This window comes from Massilia sp. YIM B02769 (assembly GCF_030411995.1).
Lineage (GTDB): Bacteria > Pseudomonadota > Gammaproteobacteria > Burkholderiales > Burkholderiaceae_D > Telluria.
The window spans coordinates 257,451-275,068 of record NZ_JASNRC010000001.1 but is presented as its reverse complement, the minus strand read 5'-3'; the positions used below and the strand labels follow the sequence as shown (position 1 = coordinate 275,068).

The 17,618-nt window shown below is 66.8% G+C and carries 19 protein-coding genes; 11 read left to right on the top strand and 8 right to left on the bottom strand.

The window, feature by feature from the left end; all coding sequences use genetic code 11:
- Positions 1–173 precede the first annotated feature (173 nt).
- The 4 genes from QPK31_RS01295 to QPK31_RS01280 form a co-directional block, all read right to left on the bottom strand.
- A complete protein-coding gene (locus QPK31_RS01295; RefSeq protein ID WP_290421132.1) occupies positions 174–2,462 on the bottom strand; it encodes a xanthine dehydrogenase family protein molybdopterin-binding subunit in 2,289 nt (762 codons plus the stop codon).
- Complete coding sequence (locus tag QPK31_RS01290) at positions 2,455–3,486, bottom strand: xanthine dehydrogenase family protein subunit M (protein WP_290421131.1); 1,032 nt, start codon at positions 3,484–3,486, stop codon at positions 2,455–2,457. The genes QPK31_RS01295 and QPK31_RS01290 overlap by 8 nt, the downstream gene beginning before the upstream one ends.
- The gene (locus QPK31_RS01285; RefSeq protein WP_290421130.1) at positions 3,483–4,007 is read right to left on the bottom strand and encodes a (2Fe-2S)-binding protein; all 525 of its coding nucleotides are present in this window, start codon (positions 4,005–4,007) and stop codon (positions 3,483–3,485) included. The genes QPK31_RS01290 and QPK31_RS01285 overlap by 4 nt, the downstream gene beginning before the upstream one ends.
- 167 nt (positions 4,008–4,174) lie before the next feature.
- Positions 4,175–5,062, bottom strand: a complete 888-nt coding sequence (locus QPK31_RS01280; protein ID WP_290421129.1) for a LysR family transcriptional regulator — start codon at positions 5,060–5,062, stop codon at positions 4,175–4,177.
- Between the two features lie 102 nt (positions 5,063–5,164).
- Here QPK31_RS01280 and QPK31_RS01275 point away from each other — a divergent pair, with 102 nt between their 5' ends.
- The 5 genes from QPK31_RS01275 to QPK31_RS01255 all read left to right on the top strand — a co-directional run bounded on the left by QPK31_RS01275 (position 5,165) and on the right by QPK31_RS01255 (position 8,864).
- Positions 5,165–6,184, top strand: a complete 1,020-nt coding sequence (locus QPK31_RS01275) for a zinc-binding alcohol dehydrogenase family protein (RefSeq protein ID WP_290421128.1) — start codon at positions 5,165–5,167, stop codon at positions 6,182–6,184.
- Between the two features lie 270 nt (positions 6,185–6,454).
- Positions 6,455–7,060: a histidine phosphatase family protein gene (locus tag QPK31_RS01270; protein WP_290421127.1), complete on the top strand. Its 606-nt coding sequence runs from the start codon at positions 6,455–6,457 to the stop codon at positions 7,058–7,060.
- Positions 7,061–7,141: 81 nt separating this feature from the next.
- Positions 7,142–7,486, top strand: coding sequence for a DUF6152 family protein (locus QPK31_RS01265; protein WP_290421126.1), 345 nt, complete (start codon positions 7,142–7,144; stop codon positions 7,484–7,486).
- On the top strand, positions 7,486–7,980 hold the full coding sequence (locus tag QPK31_RS01260) for a DUF6644 family protein (protein ID WP_290421125.1): 495 nt from the start codon (positions 7,486–7,488) through the stop codon (positions 7,978–7,980). The genes QPK31_RS01265 and QPK31_RS01260 overlap by 1 nt, the downstream gene beginning before the upstream one ends.
- A 104-nt stretch (positions 7,981–8,084) precedes the next feature.
- A complete protein-coding gene (locus QPK31_RS01255) occupies positions 8,085–8,864 on the top strand; it encodes a glutaminyl-peptide cyclotransferase (RefSeq protein ID WP_290421124.1) in 780 nt (259 codons plus the stop codon).
- A 17-nt stretch (positions 8,865–8,881) separates the two neighbouring features.
- Here the strand turns inward: QPK31_RS01255 and QPK31_RS01250 are convergent, their stop codons facing one another.
- The 3 genes from QPK31_RS01250 to QPK31_RS01240 all read right to left on the bottom strand — a co-directional run bounded on the left by QPK31_RS01250 (position 8,882) and on the right by QPK31_RS01240 (position 11,720).
- On the bottom strand, positions 8,882–9,901 hold the full coding sequence (locus QPK31_RS01250) for an NAD(P)-dependent alcohol dehydrogenase (RefSeq protein WP_290421123.1): 1,020 nt from the start codon (positions 9,899–9,901) through the stop codon (positions 8,882–8,884).
- A gap of 67 nt (positions 9,902–9,968) precedes the next feature.
- Entirely contained in the window at positions 9,969–10,433 is a 465-nt protein-coding gene (locus tag QPK31_RS01245) for a DUF2269 domain-containing protein (protein WP_290421122.1), read from the bottom strand.
- The gene (locus tag QPK31_RS01240; protein ID WP_290421121.1) at positions 10,434–11,720 is read right to left on the bottom strand and encodes an SDR family oxidoreductase; all 1,287 of its coding nucleotides are present in this window, start codon (positions 11,718–11,720) and stop codon (positions 10,434–10,436) included.
- A gap of 37 nt (positions 11,721–11,757) precedes the next feature.
- On the opposite strand from QPK31_RS01240, the gene QPK31_RS01235 reads away from it, so the two are divergent.
- Positions 11,758–12,237, top strand: a complete 480-nt coding sequence (locus QPK31_RS01235; RefSeq protein ID WP_290421120.1) for a hypothetical protein — start codon at positions 11,758–11,760, stop codon at positions 12,235–12,237.
- 16 nt (positions 12,238–12,253) lie between these two features.
- Entirely contained in the window at positions 12,254–12,760 is a 507-nt protein-coding gene (locus tag QPK31_RS01230) for a hypothetical protein (RefSeq protein WP_290421119.1), read from the top strand.
- A 129-nt stretch (positions 12,761–12,889) separates the two neighbouring features.
- On the opposite strand, the gene QPK31_RS01225 is transcribed toward QPK31_RS01230, so the two are convergent.
- Positions 12,890–13,834 carry a DUF808 domain-containing protein gene (locus QPK31_RS01225; RefSeq protein WP_290421118.1) on the bottom strand — a complete coding sequence of 315 codons (945 nt, stop codon included), beginning with the start codon at positions 13,832–13,834 and terminating at the stop codon, positions 12,890–12,892.
- A 201-nt stretch (positions 13,835–14,035) separates the two neighbouring features.
- Between QPK31_RS01225 and QPK31_RS01220 the strand changes: the two genes are divergently transcribed.
- The 4 genes from QPK31_RS01220 to QPK31_RS01205 all read left to right on the top strand — a co-directional run bounded on the left by QPK31_RS01220 (position 14,036) and on the right by QPK31_RS01205 (position 17,583).
- Positions 14,036–14,257: a BrnA antitoxin family protein gene (locus tag QPK31_RS01220; RefSeq protein WP_290421117.1), complete on the top strand. Its 222-nt coding sequence runs from the start codon at positions 14,036–14,038 to the stop codon at positions 14,255–14,257.
- 124 nt (positions 14,258–14,381) lie between these two features.
- On the top strand, positions 14,382–14,666 hold the full coding sequence (locus tag QPK31_RS01215) for an HU family DNA-binding protein (RefSeq protein WP_229436301.1): 285 nt from the start codon (positions 14,382–14,384) through the stop codon (positions 14,664–14,666).
- A gap of 93 nt (positions 14,667–14,759) precedes the next feature.
- Positions 14,760–15,401, top strand: coding sequence for a LysE family transporter (locus QPK31_RS01210; RefSeq protein WP_290421116.1), 642 nt, complete (start codon positions 14,760–14,762; stop codon positions 15,399–15,401).
- Between the two features lie 139 nt (positions 15,402–15,540).
- Positions 15,541–17,583, top strand: a complete 2,043-nt coding sequence (locus QPK31_RS01205) for a DUF6600 domain-containing protein (RefSeq protein WP_290421115.1) — start codon at positions 15,541–15,543, stop codon at positions 17,581–17,583.
- Positions 17,584–17,618 lie beyond the last annotated feature (35 nt).

The following is a 17,618-nucleotide window of genomic DNA, read 5'->3' as shown; positions in this document are numbered from 1 at the left end:
GTGGGCACGAGTGCCCACCCTACGGGACACGCTACGTATCCGGGTTTCGCATGAACTCGCCCGTAGCGGTGACCATAGGGTGGGCCGGGCCGCGCTAGGCACTTGTGCCCACGCGGATTCAACCCACCACTAACGGACCAGGCAACAGCTCCGCCAGCGCTTGCAAACCACTTTCACGGCCCGCCCATCAACACCTTGTCCGGCGTAATCGGCGTACTGCGAATCCGCTTGCCGGTCGCGTGGAAGATCGCATTGCTCACCGCCGCCGACACGCTCACCAACCCGATCTCGCCCACACCCTTGGCCCCCAGGCGGCTGACGATACGGTCGTCCTCTTCCACGAAAATCACGTCGATGTCGTGGATGTCGGCATTCACCGCCACGTGGTACTCGGACAAATTGTGGTTCATGAAGCGCCCGAAGCGGTGGTCGGTGTGGCTTTCCTCGTGCAGCGCCTGGCTGATGCCCCACACCACGCCGCCGACGATCTGGCTCGACGCCGTCTTGGTATTCATGATGCGTCCCGCCGCGATGGCGCTCACCACGCGCGTGATGCGCACGATGCCGAGCTCCTCGTCCACGCGCGCCTCGACGAACACCGCCGAGTGCACCAGGCGCCGGAACTTGCGCTGCTTGAGCATGTTCGGCAGCATCAGGTACTTTTCCTCGAGCCGGTCGCGGCCCGTGGCGCCGACGATCGAGGCCAGCGAAATCCAGGTGCGCGGATCCTTTTTCAGGCGCATGGCGCCGTCGACGAATTCCACGTCCTTCAAACGCTTGTCGCGGAAAGGCGAATCGGCGGCCGATTGCGCATAGCGCAGCAGGGTCTTGCGCAGCTTCTCGCACACGCCCGCCACCGCCGAGCCGACGGTTGCCACGTGCGAGGAACCGCCTTCGATCGGCGCCACCGGCAGGGTCGAGTCGCCCAGCTGGAAGGTCACGCGTTCGAGCGGCAGGCCCATCGCTTCGGCGGCAATCGTCGCCATCACGGTGTAGGTGCCGGTGCCGATGTCGGTGGCCGCGCTCGACACCACCAGGCGCCCGTCGGCATGCATCACGGCGCTGGCGCGCGCGAACATCTGCATCGCATCCCAGACCCCGGTGGCCATGCCCCAGCCGATCAGTTCGGAACCTTCGCGCATCGCGCGCGGCTCCAGGGGACGCCCGTCCCAGCCGAATTTGGCGGCGCCCTGCTCGTAGCACGCGCGCAGTTCCTTGCTCGAATACGGCTTGTCGTCGGCTGGAGAGCGCTCGGCGTAGTTCTTCAGGCGCAGCGCCAGCGGGTCCATCTTCAGTTTATAGGCCAGTTCGTCCATCGCCACTTCGAGCGCATGCATGCCGTGCGCCGCGCCGGGGGCGCGCATGTCGATCGGCGTGTACTGGTCGACGCTCACCAGCTTGTAGCCCAATTTGATGTTATCGCAGGCGTAGAGCAGGCCCGACCAGTTGACCACGACCTCGACGTAATCCTCGATCTGCGAGGTCTCGGCGATTGCGTCATGCATGATCGAGGTCAGCGTGCCGTCCTGCTCGGCCGCCAGCTTCACGTACTGCACGGTCTCGGGACGGTGGCCGAAGCTGAACATCTGCTGGCGCGTGAGGGTCACGCGCACCGAGCGTTTCATCTTCAGCGAGGCCATCACGGCCAGCGTCAGCTGGTACTGCGGACGCAGGCCGGAACCGAAGGCGCCGCCCACGTAGGGATTGCGTACCGTGACCTTGTTCTTCGACAGCCCGAACACGTGCGACACGTACCAGCGGCTGTTCTGCGAACTTTGCGTCTTGTCGTAGATGGTGAGATGGCCATCCTCGCCGCGGATCACGGTGGAGGCGAACAGCTCCAGCGGATTGTGGTGTTCGACGCCATGGTGGAATTCGGATTCGATGCGCACCGGCGCGGCCTGCCAGGCCTTTTCGGCGTCGCCTTTTTCCGGCGGCGGCGGCTCGTAGCCGGCCTTCAGCGGACGCGGTTTGTAGGCCTTGTCCAGGTTCGCCGTCAGGCGCGTGTCGTGCGCTTCCTCGTGGTAGTGGATGCGCACCAGGGCGGCGCCGCGCCGCGCGGCCTCGAAGGTCTCGGCCAGCACCAGCGCCACCGGCTGGCCGCTGTAGATCACCTGATCGTCGTAGAACGGACGGAAGGGCGAGCCGGCCGGCGCCGTCATGTCCTTGTAGCTGATGTCGAAGGAGCGCACTTTCGGGCGGTTCAGGTGGCTCATCACCTCGACCACGCCCTCGATGGCCAGGGCTTCGGCGGCATCGATGGTGACGATGCGGCCCTTGGCCACGGTGCTGCTCACCACCACGCCGTACAGCATGTCGGGGGCGAAGTGTTCGGCGGCGTAGCGGGCGTCGCCGGTGACTTTTGCGCGGCCGTCGACGCGCGAGACGGCGGTGCCGGTGCGCACCTGGCCGGTGCCCGGTTCGGCGACGGGTGCGCGTAGATCGTGGATCAAATCAGTCATTACGCTCTCCGGTATTGGTGACGGTGCCTTCCACCGCCGTTTTCAGTGCGCGCACGATGGCGTTGCGCGCCAGGCGGATCTTGAAGTCGTTGTGGCCGTGGCCCATGGCGCCTTCGAGCAGCTTGTCGGCCACCTGGCCGAACAGCGCGGGATCGGGCTGCTTGCCTTCCAATAGCTGCTCGGCATCAAGCCGGCGCCACGGCTTGTGCGCCACGCCGCCGAGGGCGATGCGCGCGCTCCTGATCGCGCCGTCGGCGCCGATGTCGAGCGCCGCGGCCACCGACACCAGCGCGAACGCATACGAGAGGCGCTCGCGCAGCTTCAGGTAGGCCGAGTGGGCGGCATAGCGGCTGGCGTCGGGCAAGGTAATCGCGGTGATCAGTTCATCGGCTTCGAGCACGGTGTCGTACTGCGGCGCGTCGTCGGGCAGGCGGTGGAATTCGGCGAACGGAATGTCGCGCTTGCCGCGCGCCGATTCCACGTGCACCGTCGCTTCCAGCGCGGCCAGGGCCACGCACATGTCGGACGGGTGGGTCGCGATGCAGTGCTCGCTGGTGCCGAGGATCGCGTGCTGGCGGTTGATGCCCTCGCGCGCCGCGCAGCCGGTGTTCGGCTCGCGCTTGTTGCAGGGCGTACTGACATCGTAGAAGTAGTAGCAGCGGGTACGCTGCAGCAAATTGCCGCCGTTGCTGGCCATGTTGCGCAGCTGGGGAGAAGCGCCGGCCAGGATCGCGGCGGTGAGCAGCGGATAACGCTCGCGCACCAGCGGGTGGTAGGCGGTATCGGCATTGCGCGCGGTGGCGCCAAGCAGCAGGCCGCCATCCTTTTCCTCGATCCCGTCGAGCGGCAGGCGGTTGATGTCGACCAGGCGGCTCGACTCCATCACGCCTTCCTTCATGAGGTCGAGCAGGTTGGTGCCGCCGGCGATGAAGCGCACGGCTTCGCCGGCGAAGCTGGCATTGTTCGCCACCTGGTCGATGGCGGTCTTGGCGTTGTCGGCCTGGGTAAAGGTGAACGGGTTCATGCCGGCACCGTCCCCGGCACGACTGGGTGCACGGCGTTGTCTGGATCGTCGATGCCGGCGGCCTTGCAGACCGCGATGCGGATCTGCGGGTAGGCGCCGCAGCGGCAGACGTTGCCGCTCATGAGTTCGCGCACGTCGGCGGCGGTCTTCGCCTGTCCTTCCTGTATCAGCCCGATCGCCGAACAGATCTGCCCCGGCGTACAGTAGCCGCACTGGAAGGCGTCGTTGTCGACAAAGGCCTGCTGCACCGGATGCAGCTTGCCGTCCTCGGCCAGGCCTTCGATGGTGGTGATCTCGCGGCCGTTCTGCATCACGGCCAGGGTCATGCACGAATTGATGCGGCGGCCGTCGACCAGCACGGTGCAGGCGCCGCACTGGCCATGGTCGCAGCCTTTCTTGGAACCGGTGAGTTGGAGGCGCTCGCGCAGCACGTCGAGCAGCGTGACCCAGGCTTCCAGTTCCAGCTGGTGTTCGCGGCCGTTGATGCGCAGGGTGAGCGGATGGCGCTCGGGAGCTGGCATGGTGAATCCTTTCTGGATGATGGCGAAAGGCTGCCCGCGCCGCAGGCATGGACCCCGGACGACAGGCAGCCATTGGGATGCACCGGGCATCCCGACGTGGTCATCTTAGTATTATCTTTTGGATAACCGGCGCACGGTAGCCGGGCTCGCCGGCGGCGTTGCGCCCTTCAGGACAGATAACTTGCCAGCTCGAACTCATCGATAAATTCGAGCAAGGCCGACAGCGCCGCGGGCCGGTGGCTGCGGCCCGGGTAGACCACGTAATAGCTGTTGTCGGTGGGCGGATGCTCGGGCAATACCAACTGCACGCTGCCCGCTTCCAGGGCGTCGCGCACCATGAACCAGGGCAGCAGCGCGATGCCGGCGCCGGCCACGGCCAGGCCGCGCAGGGTGTTCAGGTTGTTTGCACGGAGCAGTGCCCCGGTCGCCGGCACCTGCACGACCTTGCCTTCGCTGTGCAGCGGCCACTGCTGGAGCACGTCGTGCAGCAGCAATTGGTGGCGCGCCAGGTCCGCCGGATGGGCGGGCGTGCCGTGCCGCTGCAGATAGGCGGGTGAGGCGACCAGCACGCGCCGCACCGTGCCCACGCGGCGCGACACGAAAGTGGAGTCGCCGAGTTGCCCGGTGCGCAGCGCCAGGTCGATGCGCTCGGCCACCAGGTCGAGGTGGGCGTCGGTGATGACGCATTCGACGCTCACGGCCGGGTAGCGCGCATGGAAGGCGGCCAGCAAGGGCGGCAACAACAAAATGCCCGAGGCTTCCGGCGCGGTCAGGCGCAGGTTTCCCGCCGGTTCGTCGCGCAGGCGCGAGATGGCGGCGTCGGCGGCATGGGCCGCATCGAGCATGGTTTCGCAGTGGGTGAGGTAGACCTGGCCGGCGGCGGTGAGGCTGAGGCGGCGCGTGGTCCGGTGCAGCAAACGTACGCCGAGCGCCGTTTCGAGTTCGGCCACGCGCTGGCTGACCGTGGATTTCGGCAGCCCGGTGGCGGTGGCCGCGGCCGTGAAGCTGCCCGCATGCGCAACCTGCACGAAGAGCGCCATGGCATCGAGCTTCATTGTCCGCCCCTTTGGATAGTCTTTTCGGATTATAGCGTCTAATCAATACAATCTTTTCTGGCTACACTGGGCTTGTTCAAACAAACAAACAAGGAAAACCCCATGAAAGCGATTGCCGCCTTTGCCGCCCTGCCCGCCGACCATCCGAGCGCCCTGCAAGACCTGCACCTGGCCGACCCGGTCGCCAGCGGCCACGATGTGCTGGTCGAAGTGCATGCCGTGTCCGTGAATCCGGTCGACACCAAGGTACGCCGCGGCCTGCCGGCCGAGGGCCAGTCCGAACCGCGCGTGCTGGGCTGGGATGCGAGCGGCATCGTGCGCGCCGTCGGCCCGAACGTGACCCTGTTCCAGCCGGGCGACCGCGTCTGGTATGCCGGCGCCATCAATCGCGCCGGCAGCAACAGCGAACTGCACCTGGTGGACGAGCGCATCGTCGGCCGCATGCCAAGCTCGCTCGGCTTTGCCGAAGCCGCCGCCCTGCCGCTGACTGCGATTACGGCCTGGGAGCTGCTGTTCGACCGTCTCGGCCTGCAGCAAGGCGGCCACGCGGGCGAGAAGCTGCTGGTGGTGGGTGCGGCCGGCGGCGTCGGCTCGATCCTGATCCAGCTGGCGCGCCAGCTGACCGGCATCACCGTGATCGCCACCGCCTCGCGTCCGCAAACCCAGGCCTGGGTGCGCGACCTCGGCGCCCAGCACGTGATCGACCACAGCCAGCCGCTGGACAAGGCCCTGCTGGACGCGGAACTCGGCGAAGTCGACTACGCCATCAGCCTGACCCACACCGACCAGCACTTCGCCGCCCTGGTCAACGCCATCAAACCGCAGGGCAAGCTGGCGCTGATCGACGATCCGGAACCGATCGATATCCGCCTGCTCAAGCGCAAGAGCATCTCGCTGCACTGGGAATTGATGTTCACCCGTTCGCTGTTCGGCACGCCGGATATCCAGGCCCAGCACGATCTGCTGAACGCCGTGGCGCAATTGGTCGACGCTGGCCGCATCCGCACCACGCTGGCCGAGCACTTCGGCGCCATCAATGCCGCGAATCTGCGCCGCGCCCACGCCTTTATCGAGAGCGGCGCGGCGAACGGCAAGGTGGTGCTGGAAGGCTTCGGGGAGTGAGCTCAAGCCCGGTTTTCCGGGCGTCGCACCGGATTTTATGGATGAGGTTTCCGGGCCGTTGAATACAACCGGATTCAGGCATCATACGGTTTATACGGTTTATTTAAAATAAATCGTATAAACGATATATGCTGTTCGAAATGCGATTTTGCAGATTATCGGTGCGTACGGAAAATTGTGTAAAAAAGCTTGATTAACGGTAACACAGAACGTGCGCTGGTCAGTTGGCTTCATGGTCATAATGAACGGACCCACCACCGGGAGGATCCCATGTTCCGACGCATGTTCCTGTGCTTGCTGACCCTTCTCCCCCTCGCCTGCGCGGCCCAGGCCACGGCCACGGCGGACGATGCCCTGTGGCAGCGCCTGCGTGCCGGCGGCGTCATCGTGCTGATGCGCCACGCGGCCACCACGCCCGGCGTCGGCGACCCGCCCGGCTTCGAACTCGGCAAGTGCGCCACCCAACGCAATCTCTCCGCTGCGGGCCGCGACGACGCCCGCGCCATCGGCGCCGCTTTCCGCCACCACAACATCGTTCCCGGCGCCGTCTGGTCGAGCCGCTGGTGCCGCTGCCTGGAAACCGCCCGCCTCGCCTTCGATGGCGCGAAACCCGAACCCACGCTCGATTCGATGTTCCAGCTCGACGAGGCAACGGGCGCGGCCAGGCTGCAAGACCTGCGCAACCGCCTGGAAGCGCGGCGCGGCATGGGGCCGCTGGTGCTGGTCACGCACGACGTGAACATCCGCGCCCTCACCGGGGAATACCTGGAGCAGGGAGAAATGCTGCTCACCGAGCTGCGCGATGGGCGCCTGGCCGTGATCGGGCGTTTGAATGCCCACAGCGGCAGGCCGGCAACGCCGGCGCGCGCACGATAGACGCGGACCGTCCTGCGCGCCACAGAAGCGACGTACAATCCGCACGTGTCATCCCGTCCTGTCGTGTTCCGGAGGATCGTCATGAAAAAGCGTCTGTTCCTGCTCGCCGCGCTGGCCGCCACCGCCAGCGCCTTTGCCCACCACGGCTGGAGCGAATACCAGTCCGACAAGCCGCTCGACCTCACCGGCACCATCGAACAGGCCGGCTACGAGCAGCCGCACGGCTTCGTGCGCCTGAAAACGGCCGATAAAACCTGGCTGGTCGTGCTGGCGCCGCCTTCGCGCATGGAAAGCCGCGGCCTGCCGCGCGATAAGCTGGTGGCTGGCCAGAAAGCCAGCGTCCACGGTTATCCGCACCGCAGCAAGGGCGACGAATTGCGCGCCGAACGCATCACCATCGAGGGCAAGACCACGGAGCTGCGTTAGTGGCGTCCGCGGGCGCGAGCGCCTGGCTGGCCTGGCTGGCGGACACGCCGCTGTCCCGGGCGATGCGCGGCGATCCCTGGCTGTACCCGCTGGTCGAGATCGTCCATATCTTCGGGTTTGCCGTGCTGGTCGGCAGCGTGGTGCTGTTCGATTTGCGCGTGCTCGGCTTTGCGCGGAGTCTCCCGGTGGGGATGCTGGCGCGGCACTTGCTGCGCTGGGCAGTCGCCGCGCTGCTGTTGATCGTCCCGGCCGGCCTGTTGCTGTTTTCCGCCCATCCTGGCGAGCTGGCGCGTAATCCGGCCTTCCAGCTGAAACTGGCGCTGATCGCCGCTGCCGGGCTGAATGCCCTGGCCTTCCACGTCTTCCCTTACCGCAGCGTGGCGCGCTGGGAACGCGAGACGCCGGCGCCGTCCGCCGCGCGCATGCACGCCCTGCTGTCGATCCTGCTCTGGCTGGGGGTGATCACCTGCGGACGCCTGCTGGCCTATCTGTGACCAAGCGCCGTCACTGCGCCTTGTCACCGCGCTGTGGCGCCCGCAACGCCGCGCCTGCCTTCATGCTAGAGTGACCGCTCCGATCAGCCTCATCCAGCCATCCCATGCTGAAAAAAACCGCCTTCGCCGCCCTGGCCCTTACCGCGCTTGCCGGCAGCGCCGCGCAAGCCGCGATTCCCGTCTACGGCTTCATCGTCAAGAACACTTACCCGCACGATCCGCAAGCCTTTACCCAGGGCCTGTTCTTCCGCGACGGCCATCTGTACGAAAGCACAGGCCTGAACGGGCGCTCGACGCTGCGCAAGGTCGAGCTCAAAACTGGCAAGGTGCTGCAGAAGACGGATCTGCCGGCCGAGGTCTTCGGCGAGGGCTCGACGGCGTTCGGCGACAACATCTTCGGCCTGACCTGGCAATCGAAGGTCGGCTATGTATTCGACGCCAGGACCTTTGCCGTGAAAGGCCGCTTCCAGTACGAGGGCGAAGGCTGGGGCCTGGCCAGCGACGCGAAGTACGTCTACATGAGCGACGGCAGCGCCAGCATCCGCGTGCTGGACCCGAACAACCTGAAGGAGCTGCGGCGCGTGCAGGTCACGGCCGAGGGCAAGCCGATCGACTCCCTGAACGAGCTGGAAATCGTCGACGGCGAACTGTATGCCAACGTCTGGGGAACGGATGTCATCGCCCGCATCGATCCGGCTTCGGGCAAGGTGGTCGGCTGGGTCGACCTGCGCAACCTGCTGCCGCGCGAACAACGCGGCACCGCCTCGGTCGATGCCGTGTTGAACGGCATCGCCTGGGATGGCAAGCATCGCCGGCTCTACGTCACCGGCAAGTTCTGGCCAAAACTCTTCGAGATCGAACTGGTCCGGTTCGAGGGTCGATAAGAGGAAGAGAAGCGGCGTCAGGCCGTGACGGCAATCACCACCTTGCCGAAGTGCGAGCCCGATTCCATGTAGCGGTAGGCTTCCTTCGCCTGGTCGAAGGTGAACACACGGTCGACCACCGGCTTGATGTCGGTGGTGGCGGCAAAGCGCATCACGTCTTCCAGCATCTTGCTGCTGCCGACAAAAATCCCGACCATGCGCTTGGCGGTGGCCAGCAGCGTCGCCGGATTGACTTCGCCGCCGAAGCCGCTCACGCCGCCGATGATGGCCACGCTGCCCCCCATCGCCGCCGACGCCACCGAACGGTTCACCGTGCCCTGGCCGCCCACTTCCAGCACCACGTCGGCGCCGCGTCCGTGCGTGATGCGCAGGACTTCTTCCTGCCATTCCGGCGTGCTGCGGTAGTTGATCGTGTGGTGGGCGCCGAGTTCGCGCGCACGCTGCAGCTTTTCGTCGCTCGACGAGGTGATGATGGTGCGCAGGCCGGCCGCTTTCGCCAGCTGCAGGCCCAGCACCGACACTCCCCCGGTGCCCAGCAGCAGCACGGTGTCGCCCGGCTGGATGGCGTTGCTCGATACAAAAATCGCATTCCAGGCGGTGACGCCGGCGCAAGGCATGGTCGACGCTTCCACGAAGCTCAGTTGCGGCGGAATCTTCACCAGCGCGTCTTCGTGCAGGATGACTTCCTCGGCCAGCATGCCGTCGACGTCGCCGCCCAGGGCGTGGCGGATCTTCTCGGGCGTGCTGCGCCCGTCATGCCAGTGCGGGAAGAAGGAGCCGGCCACGCGGTCGCCGACCTGCAGGCGCGTCACGCCGCTGCCCACCGCCAGCACTTCGCCGGCGCCGTCCGAGCAGGGGATGATCGGATCGTCCACATTCACCAGGTAGTTCCCGCTGGCTACCATCAAATCGCGGTAGTTCAGCGATACCGCGTGTACCCGCATCCGTACTTCGCCCGGCGCAAGTTCGCGCTCGGGATAGTCCACGCACTGCAGTCCATCGATGTTACTGCCGGGAAGTATCTGGTAAGCCCGCATTGCTTCCTCCATCGGTTAGTGGTCAAGGCGGGCCATTCTACTGCGGCCCGTGCGCCGGGTTCGTTCGCTACATCGGCTTGGCCACCATCAGCCAGAAGATCACGACAAACGCCACAAACGCCGGTACGCCCAGCGCCACCCAGGTCTTGAAGTAGCGCCAGTACTGCGGCGGCAAGTCGGTGTTGTTGCGCACCGCTTCGGCGGACAAGTCGCGCAGCCGCATCTGGATCCAGACCACCGGCAGCCAGCAGGCGCCGGCCAGGATGTAGAGGGCGATCGACCATGTGATCCAGGTGCTCTCCAGCGGGTAGCCGGCCAGGTGGATCATGTAGAAGCCGGTGGCCGGCTGGATGATGGCGGTGGTGGCGGTAAAGACCCAGTCGGCGATGACCACGTTGCGCGCCACCACCGCAATCGCGCGCACGTCGCGGCTGAGGTTCGCAAACAGCATGTACCAGGCCGAGCCGATGCCGGTGCCGAACAGGAAGGTCGACGACAGGATGTGCAGCCACTTCACGACAACGTAATCCATCTATGCTTCCTCGAGTTCGTACAGCAGCCAGATGGCCGCCAGCATGGGCAGGTTCTTGGTCAGGGGCCCGTAGGGGTGCAGCAGGAATTCGGGCAGCTTCCACGCTATCACGATCGTGTAGAAGCCGATCAGGGCCAATTGTGCCAGCCACAGCGGGCGCCGCCGCGGCAGGAAGGCGACGCCCAGGCCGAGCAGCAAATCGAAGCCGGCCGCGCCGTACAGCATCAGCGGCTGCAAGGATGGCGCAATGCCGGTGCGCGCCAGCAGCGCGTAACTGGCTTCGACCGGATACAGGCCGAAGGAAACGATGGCCGTGGCCAGCCACACCGCGACGATGCTCCAGCGTAGCGTAGGCAGCAGCCAGCCCAGCTTGGCCAGGGTGCGCTCGGCCTGCGGATCGGTGACGAATTCGCCGATCGGCTTTGGGGCGCGCCCGAGCAGCTGGGTGATCGGCCCCGGGTCGCCGGCATTGCCGCGGTCGAGCATGCGCAGGGCGTCTGCGTCGAGCAGGCCGCCCGGCAGCCAGCGCCCGCATGTCGCCATGGCGCGCGCCAGCACGCCGGGCAGCGGCAGCACGCGCAGGCGGCCCATGCCCAGCGCCCGGCGCAGCGCCGCCAGGTAATCGATGAAGGGCAGCGCCTGCGGCCCGACCAGGGGAATACGCTGGGCGGTCAGGCCTGGAGAAGGCGGCAGCCGCCCGCGCAACAGGCCGAGGATGGCTTCCACCACGTCGTCGATGTGTACCGGCTGCACCAGCTGGGGCGCGCTGCCGAAGCGTAGCGCGAACGGCAGGCTGGCCAGGGTCTTGAACATGCGTGCGCTGGCCCCGCCTTTGCCATACACGAGCGAGGGCTGGACGATGTAAGCCCGCAGGGGCAGCGCCGCCAGGACATCGTCGGCCGCCTTCTTGCTCAGGTGATAAGGGGTGTCGGCGCCGCTGTCGGCGCCGAGGGCCGAGAGCTGCACGACGGTTTGCACCTGCGGCGACTCTGCACAGGCGGCGAACAGCGCGCGAGGCGTGTCCCGGTGCAGGCGTTCGAAGGTCTGGCTGCCGGATTCGCGGAAGATGCCGACCAGGTTGACGACGGCGTCGATGCCAATGAGGCGCGCCGCCCACACGGATTTCTCGGTATCGTGGACGAAGTCGGCCTGCACATGGCGCAGGCGCGGATCGTCGCTGTTTTTGGGAGCGCGCACCGCGCAGAGCACGTCGTGGCCCTCGCGCAGCAGCGCCGGCAGCAGGTGTTGCCCGATGAAGCCGCTGGCGCCCGTCAGCAAGATCCGCATGCATTTCCTTTCATTCGATTCAGCGAGGACAACCAAGATGGCAGATTGGACTACATCCCTGGAACGCGGCCTGGTGTCGGGCGCCGCATCCAGCCTGGTATCGACCGCGGCGCTGGCCCTGGCCGGACGCGGCGAAACGGGCAGCGCCTATGCCCCGACCAACGCCGTCAGCCACTGGATCTGGGGCGACGAGGCGGCCGAACACGACGGCTTTTCGCTGAAGTACACCATCACCGGCTACGTCATCCACCACCTCAGCGCCACCTTCTGGTCGGTGCTGTTCGAGCACCTGGCCGGCGAAAAGCTCGACCGCAAGGACCTGCGCGTGACGCTTGCCACCTCGGCCGCCACGTCGGCGCTGGCCTGCTTTGCCGACTACAAGCTCACGCCCCAGCGCCTGCAGCCGGGCTACGAAAAACGCCTGTCGAAGAAATCGCTGGCCGGCGTGTACGCCGCCTTTGCCGTCGGCATGGCGATCGGCGCGATTGTCCTGCGCCGCAACCGGCCACCAGTCTAGAGCAGGCAGGGAAAACGTGCCGCCCTTTGTCTATGTGCTGATGCTGCATGGCGTGCTTGGCTTCATCGACATCATCGTGAACCACGAGCTGCTCGAGAAGCTGCCCGCGCGCGCCGATTCCTCGCACGAGGAAGGCCTGCACGCGGCGCGCGAGACCATCTTCGCCTGCCTGTTCGCCTCGCTCGCCTGGTTCGAGTGGCACGGGGTGCTGGTGTGGTGGATCGGCGCCCTGCTGCTGTGCGAGGTGTTCGTCTCGGCGCATGACGTCATCGTCGAAGGGGATACCCGCGTGCTGCCGGTGTCCGAGCGCGTGCTGCATTTGCTGATGTTCGTGAACCTGGGGATCACCATCACGCTGGTGGCGCATGCGCTGCTGTGGTGGCATGCGGCGCCGGCGGAGCTGGTGCGCGTGGATTACGGGGGGGCGAGCTGGGTGCTGACGGGGATGTCGGTGCTGTCGGCGATCTGGGCGGTGCGCGATGGGGTGGCGGCGATGCGCAGGAGGGATGTGGCGGCGGTGTGAAGGCGTTTCGATGGGGAGACGTTGTGGTGGGTTCGAGAACCCACCCTACGTTCCTGGGCGGTGCGGCGTGGATTCCGGGTAGGGTGGGTTCTCGAACCCACCACAACAGCGCCGGAACAATCGCAGCGCTCAATGCGCTGGCACCGCCTTCTTCCCACGCAGCTTGTTCACCACCGTTACCACCAGCAGCACCAGCGCGCCGACGATCACGCCCGCCAGCGCATCGATCACGGTCGGCGTGATGGCGGACAGCACGCCGCCGATGCCCGGCACGGCGGCCATGCGTTCGGCCGATTCCAGCGCGAAGTGGTGCAGCGGTTCCCAGTTGTGGCCGATGATGCCGCCGCCGACCATGAACATGGCGGCCGTGCCGACGATCGTCAGCAGCTTCATCAGGCGCGGGGCGGCGGCCAGCAGCATGCGGCCCAGGCCGCGCGCGAAGCCGCTCGTCTTCCTGCTCAGGTACAGGCCGGCGTCATCGAGCTTGACGATGCCCGCCACCAGGCCGTACACGCCGACCGTCATCACCAGCGCGATGATCACCAGCACCGCCAGCTGCTGCATGAACGGCATGCTCGACACCGTACCCAGCGAAATCACGATGATCTCGGCCGACAGGATGAAGTCGGTGCGGATCGCGCCCTTGATCTTGTCCTTCTCCACCGCGCAGAGATCGACCTGGCTGGCGGCCAGGGCGGTGGCCAGGCGTTCTTCGTTGGCCGCGTCTTCCTCGGGACTATGCAGGAATTTGTGGGCCAGCTTCTCGAAACCCTCGAAGCAGAGGAAAGCGCCGCCGATCATCAACAGCGGAATGATCGCCCAGGGGATGAAGGCGGAAATCAGCAGTGCCGCCGGCACCAGGATCGCCTTGTTCACCAGCGAACCCTTGGCGACCGCCCAGACCACCGGCAATTCGCGCTCGGCGTGCACGCCGCTCACCTGCTGGGCATTCAATGCCAGGTCGTCGCCCAGCACGCCGGCAGTCTTCTTCGCCGCCACCTTGCTCATCAGCGTGACGTCGTCCAGCACGCTGGCGATGTCGTCGAGTAATGCCAGCAAACTGCCTGCAGCCATGAACCTGCTCCTTGATATCTATATGGCAGCATCTTAACCGAGCGCAGTACCCGCAGGCACACAGTTCAGCGCGTTTTTCTTGCATTTCAGGCCCGGAAAACTGCAACTCGTCGCTTTCGCCAGCGGCGCACGGCGGGCATACGTATAGTTCATCATCAAGAGCTGCGCCACGGCAGCTTCGCCCAGACGAAGGAGACCAGGATGAACCAGACCATGACGCCAACCACGCCCCAAGCCGCTGCCCCGGTGCGCCGCACCCGTCCGCCGAAACGCAAGACCCGCATCACCATCTACCTCGACGACGAGGTGCTCGACGAGTTCCGCAACCTCTCGGAACGCTCGGGCACGGGTTACCAGACGCTGATCAACGCCGCCCTGCGCACCCGCCTGGCGAGCGTCAAGCCGGATGTTGGACTGCTCTGATTTTGCAGAACGCCCGTATTTCCAGCCGCCCCGGGAAACACGGCTGTCGCGCACGGCCGTGCGAAAGATTACAACTGAGAATTTTTTATGCTAATCTTTCCGCTCTTTCAACCCCGGAGGCACCATGAAAAAAGGCGAACTGGTCGCTGAATTTGCCAAGCGTACCGAAATGTCCGGTACCGCGGCCAACAGCGCGGTCAACACCATCATCGAGATCATCACCGAACGTCTGAAAAAAGGCGACACCGTCGGTATCACCGGCTTCGGCACCTTCTCGGTGACCAAGCGCGCAGCCCGCAAAGGCCGCAACCCGGCAACCGGCGAAGTCATCAAGATCGCCGCGTCGAAAACCCCGCGTTTCGCTGCCGGTGCGACCCTGAAGGCCGCCGTCAACCCGCGCAAGAAGTAATCCCGTCTTTCCCACGGCCTGGCGCGGCGACCCATTCCCCGCGCTGGCTGTGTCAGTGTTCGTTTCTCCTCCTTCCGTTCTTCCGAGTTCCCCATGCCTTTCGCCACCTGGTTCGCCTTCGTCATCGCCGGCACCGTCATCGCCATTTCGCCGGGATCGGGCGCCGTGCTGTCGATGTCCCATGGCCTGGCCTACGGGGTGAAGAAAGCCAGCGCCACCGTGCTCGGCCTGCAGCTGGGCCTGATCCTGGTGCTGGCGATCGCCGGCGCCGGCGTCGGTTCGCTGCTGCTGGCCTCCGAAACCGCCTTCACCGTGGTGAAAGTCATCGGCGCGCTGTACCTGATCTATCTCGGCATCTCGCAAATGCGCTCGAAGGCCGAGGCCGGCCCCACGGCCAGCGCAGCCGGCCTGGCTGCCCACCCGCCCTTCGGCAAGCGCGTGCTGACCGGCTTCCTGACGAATGCCACGAATCCGAAAGGCATCATCTTCATGGTCGCGGTGCTGCCGCAGTTCATTTCCAAGGATGCGCCGCTGCTGCCGCAGCTGCTGATCCTGGGCGTGACCATGGTCACCATCGACAGCCTGGTCATGCACGGCTACGCCTTCCTGGCGTCGTCGATGCAGCGCCTGTTCCGCGATGCGCGTGCGATGCGCATCCAGAACCGCTTCTTCGGCGCGGTGCTGATCGTGGTCGGCTCCATGCTGTTCTTCGTGAAAAGAGCAGGCGCACACTGAGGCTTTCCACGGTGTTGGCGAACCCGTGTATGTTTCGCTCATGCACAAGTTGAAACCGTCTGTAACCCGCGTTGTCCGCGCGCTTCGCCGTGCGTTGTAATCAGGTAGACGCCTTCCGTCCCCACCCCTGGAGCCTTCGATGAAACCACGCTTTCTGATGAAAAACGCTGCGCTCCTCGCGCTCGCGCTCAGTTCCGCCTTCGCCTCCAAGCTGGCGCTGGCCGATGATCCGCCGGCCCAGGTCGGCCGCATCGCCCTGGCCCAGGGACAGGTCGGCATCAGCGCAGGGCAAGGGGAAGGCGCCAGCACCGCCCTGGTCAACTGGCCCGTCACGTCCAGCAACACCCTGACCACGGCGCAGGGGGCGCGCACCGAGCTGCGCGTGGGGTCGAGTGCGATCCGCCTCGACGGCGACTCCAGCCTCGAGGTGATCCAGCTCGACGATGACAACCTGCGCCTGCGCCTGCACTACGGCAGCGTCAACATCCGCATCCTGAATCCCGACGTGCTGGCCGGCTTCGAGCTGTCCACGCCCCAGGGCCGCGTGACGATGCAGGAAGCCGGGCGCCTGCGCGTGGACGCCGAGCTGCGCGCCGACACCAGCAGCATCAATGTCTTCGACGGCGTTGCCATCGTCGAAGGCGGCGGAGAACGCCTGACCGTTCGCGCCGGACGCCGCGCCGACATCACCGGGCCCGACCTGCGCACCGCGCCGGCCCTGGCCGATGCCTTCGACGACTGGGCGCGCGAGCGCGACCGCCAGGCCGACGCGGTGCTCGCCACCCGCTACATCCCGCGCGAAATGACGGGATACGAAGACCTCGACCGCTACGGCAGCTGGAGGGACGACAACGAATACGGCGCCCTCTGGATACCGTCGGTGTCCTCGACCTGGGTGCCCTACCGCGATGGCCGCTGGACCTGGATCGCGCCCTGGGGCTGGACCTGGGTCGACAACGCGCCCTGGGGCTACGCGCCCTTCCACTATGGCCGCTGGGTGCAGGTCAACCGGCGCTGGGCCTGGGCACCGGGCCACCATGAACGTCGCCCGGTGTGGGCGCCGGCCCTGGTCGGCTGGGTCGGCGGCGCCGGCTGGAACCTGAATTTCAATGCGCGTCCTTCCGTTGGCCAGGGCTGGTATCCGCTGGCGCCGCACGAACGCTTCGTGCCGGGCTACCGCTTGTCGGACGACCACCTGCGGCGCCTCGCCTGGCAGGCGGCGCGCGGGCGCGACCGCGACGGCCGGCACGACGGCAAAAAGCGCGACTACCGGCGCGAGGGATTGACCGTGGTGCCGCAGGACCGCTTCGGCCAGCGCGGCGAAGTGATCGTGCCGCGCGAACCGCGCGCCAACCCGCCGGCCAACTGGGACCGCGCGCCGGTGGCGCTGCCGCCCACGCCGCCGGTGAAATTCGGCAGCAACCAGGGCGCCGTGGGCAATGCCGTGCGTAACGCCACCCAGGAAGCCGCCCGTGGTCTCGGCCGGCCGGGCAGCCGTCCCGACTATGTACGCGGCGAGCGGCCGGTGCCGGTGCCGACCGCCCAGCCGGCGCCGGTGGCGACGATCGCGCCGGGCGCACCCCAGCCGACCGTGATCGGCAACACCCCGCAGATGATCGTGGGCGGCAGCCGCGACGAGCGTGTCCGCAACGAGCTGCGCGGGTTCGAAGAGCGCCGCAACCGCTACCAGCAGGGGCGGGCCGAACCTGAAGCGCCGGCCGCGCCGCGCCCGGTCGTGACCGTGCCGGCGCCGGTGCTGGGCGCCCAGCCGGAACCGCAGCGCAACCCGGTGCGCGATGTCCCGCGCGAGGTGCAGCGCGAGGTGCAGCGCGATGTACGGCGCGACATGCGCGATATTCAGCGCGAGACGCCGCGCGACGTGCCGCGCGATGCGGGCCGCTTCGGCAGCGCCGGCGCGATGGAAGCCGCCGCGGCGGCAGCGGCGGCGCGTGCCCAGCAGCAGGCGTCGCGCCAGGCGCCGGCGGCGGTGGCGCCACCGCCGCCACGCCCCGAGCCGACGCCGCGTGCCGCACCGGCTCCCCGCGCCGAGCCGACGCCGCGTCCTGAGCCGACGCCGCGCGCCGAACCCGCTCCACGCGCCGAGCCGGCGCCACGCGCGGCGCCGGCCCGGAGCGATGACGGCGGCGGGCGCCGCGGTGCGGTGCGCCAGATGGAGCGCTGAGCCACGCCTGGCCCGGTTTGAAGAGACAGCGCCGC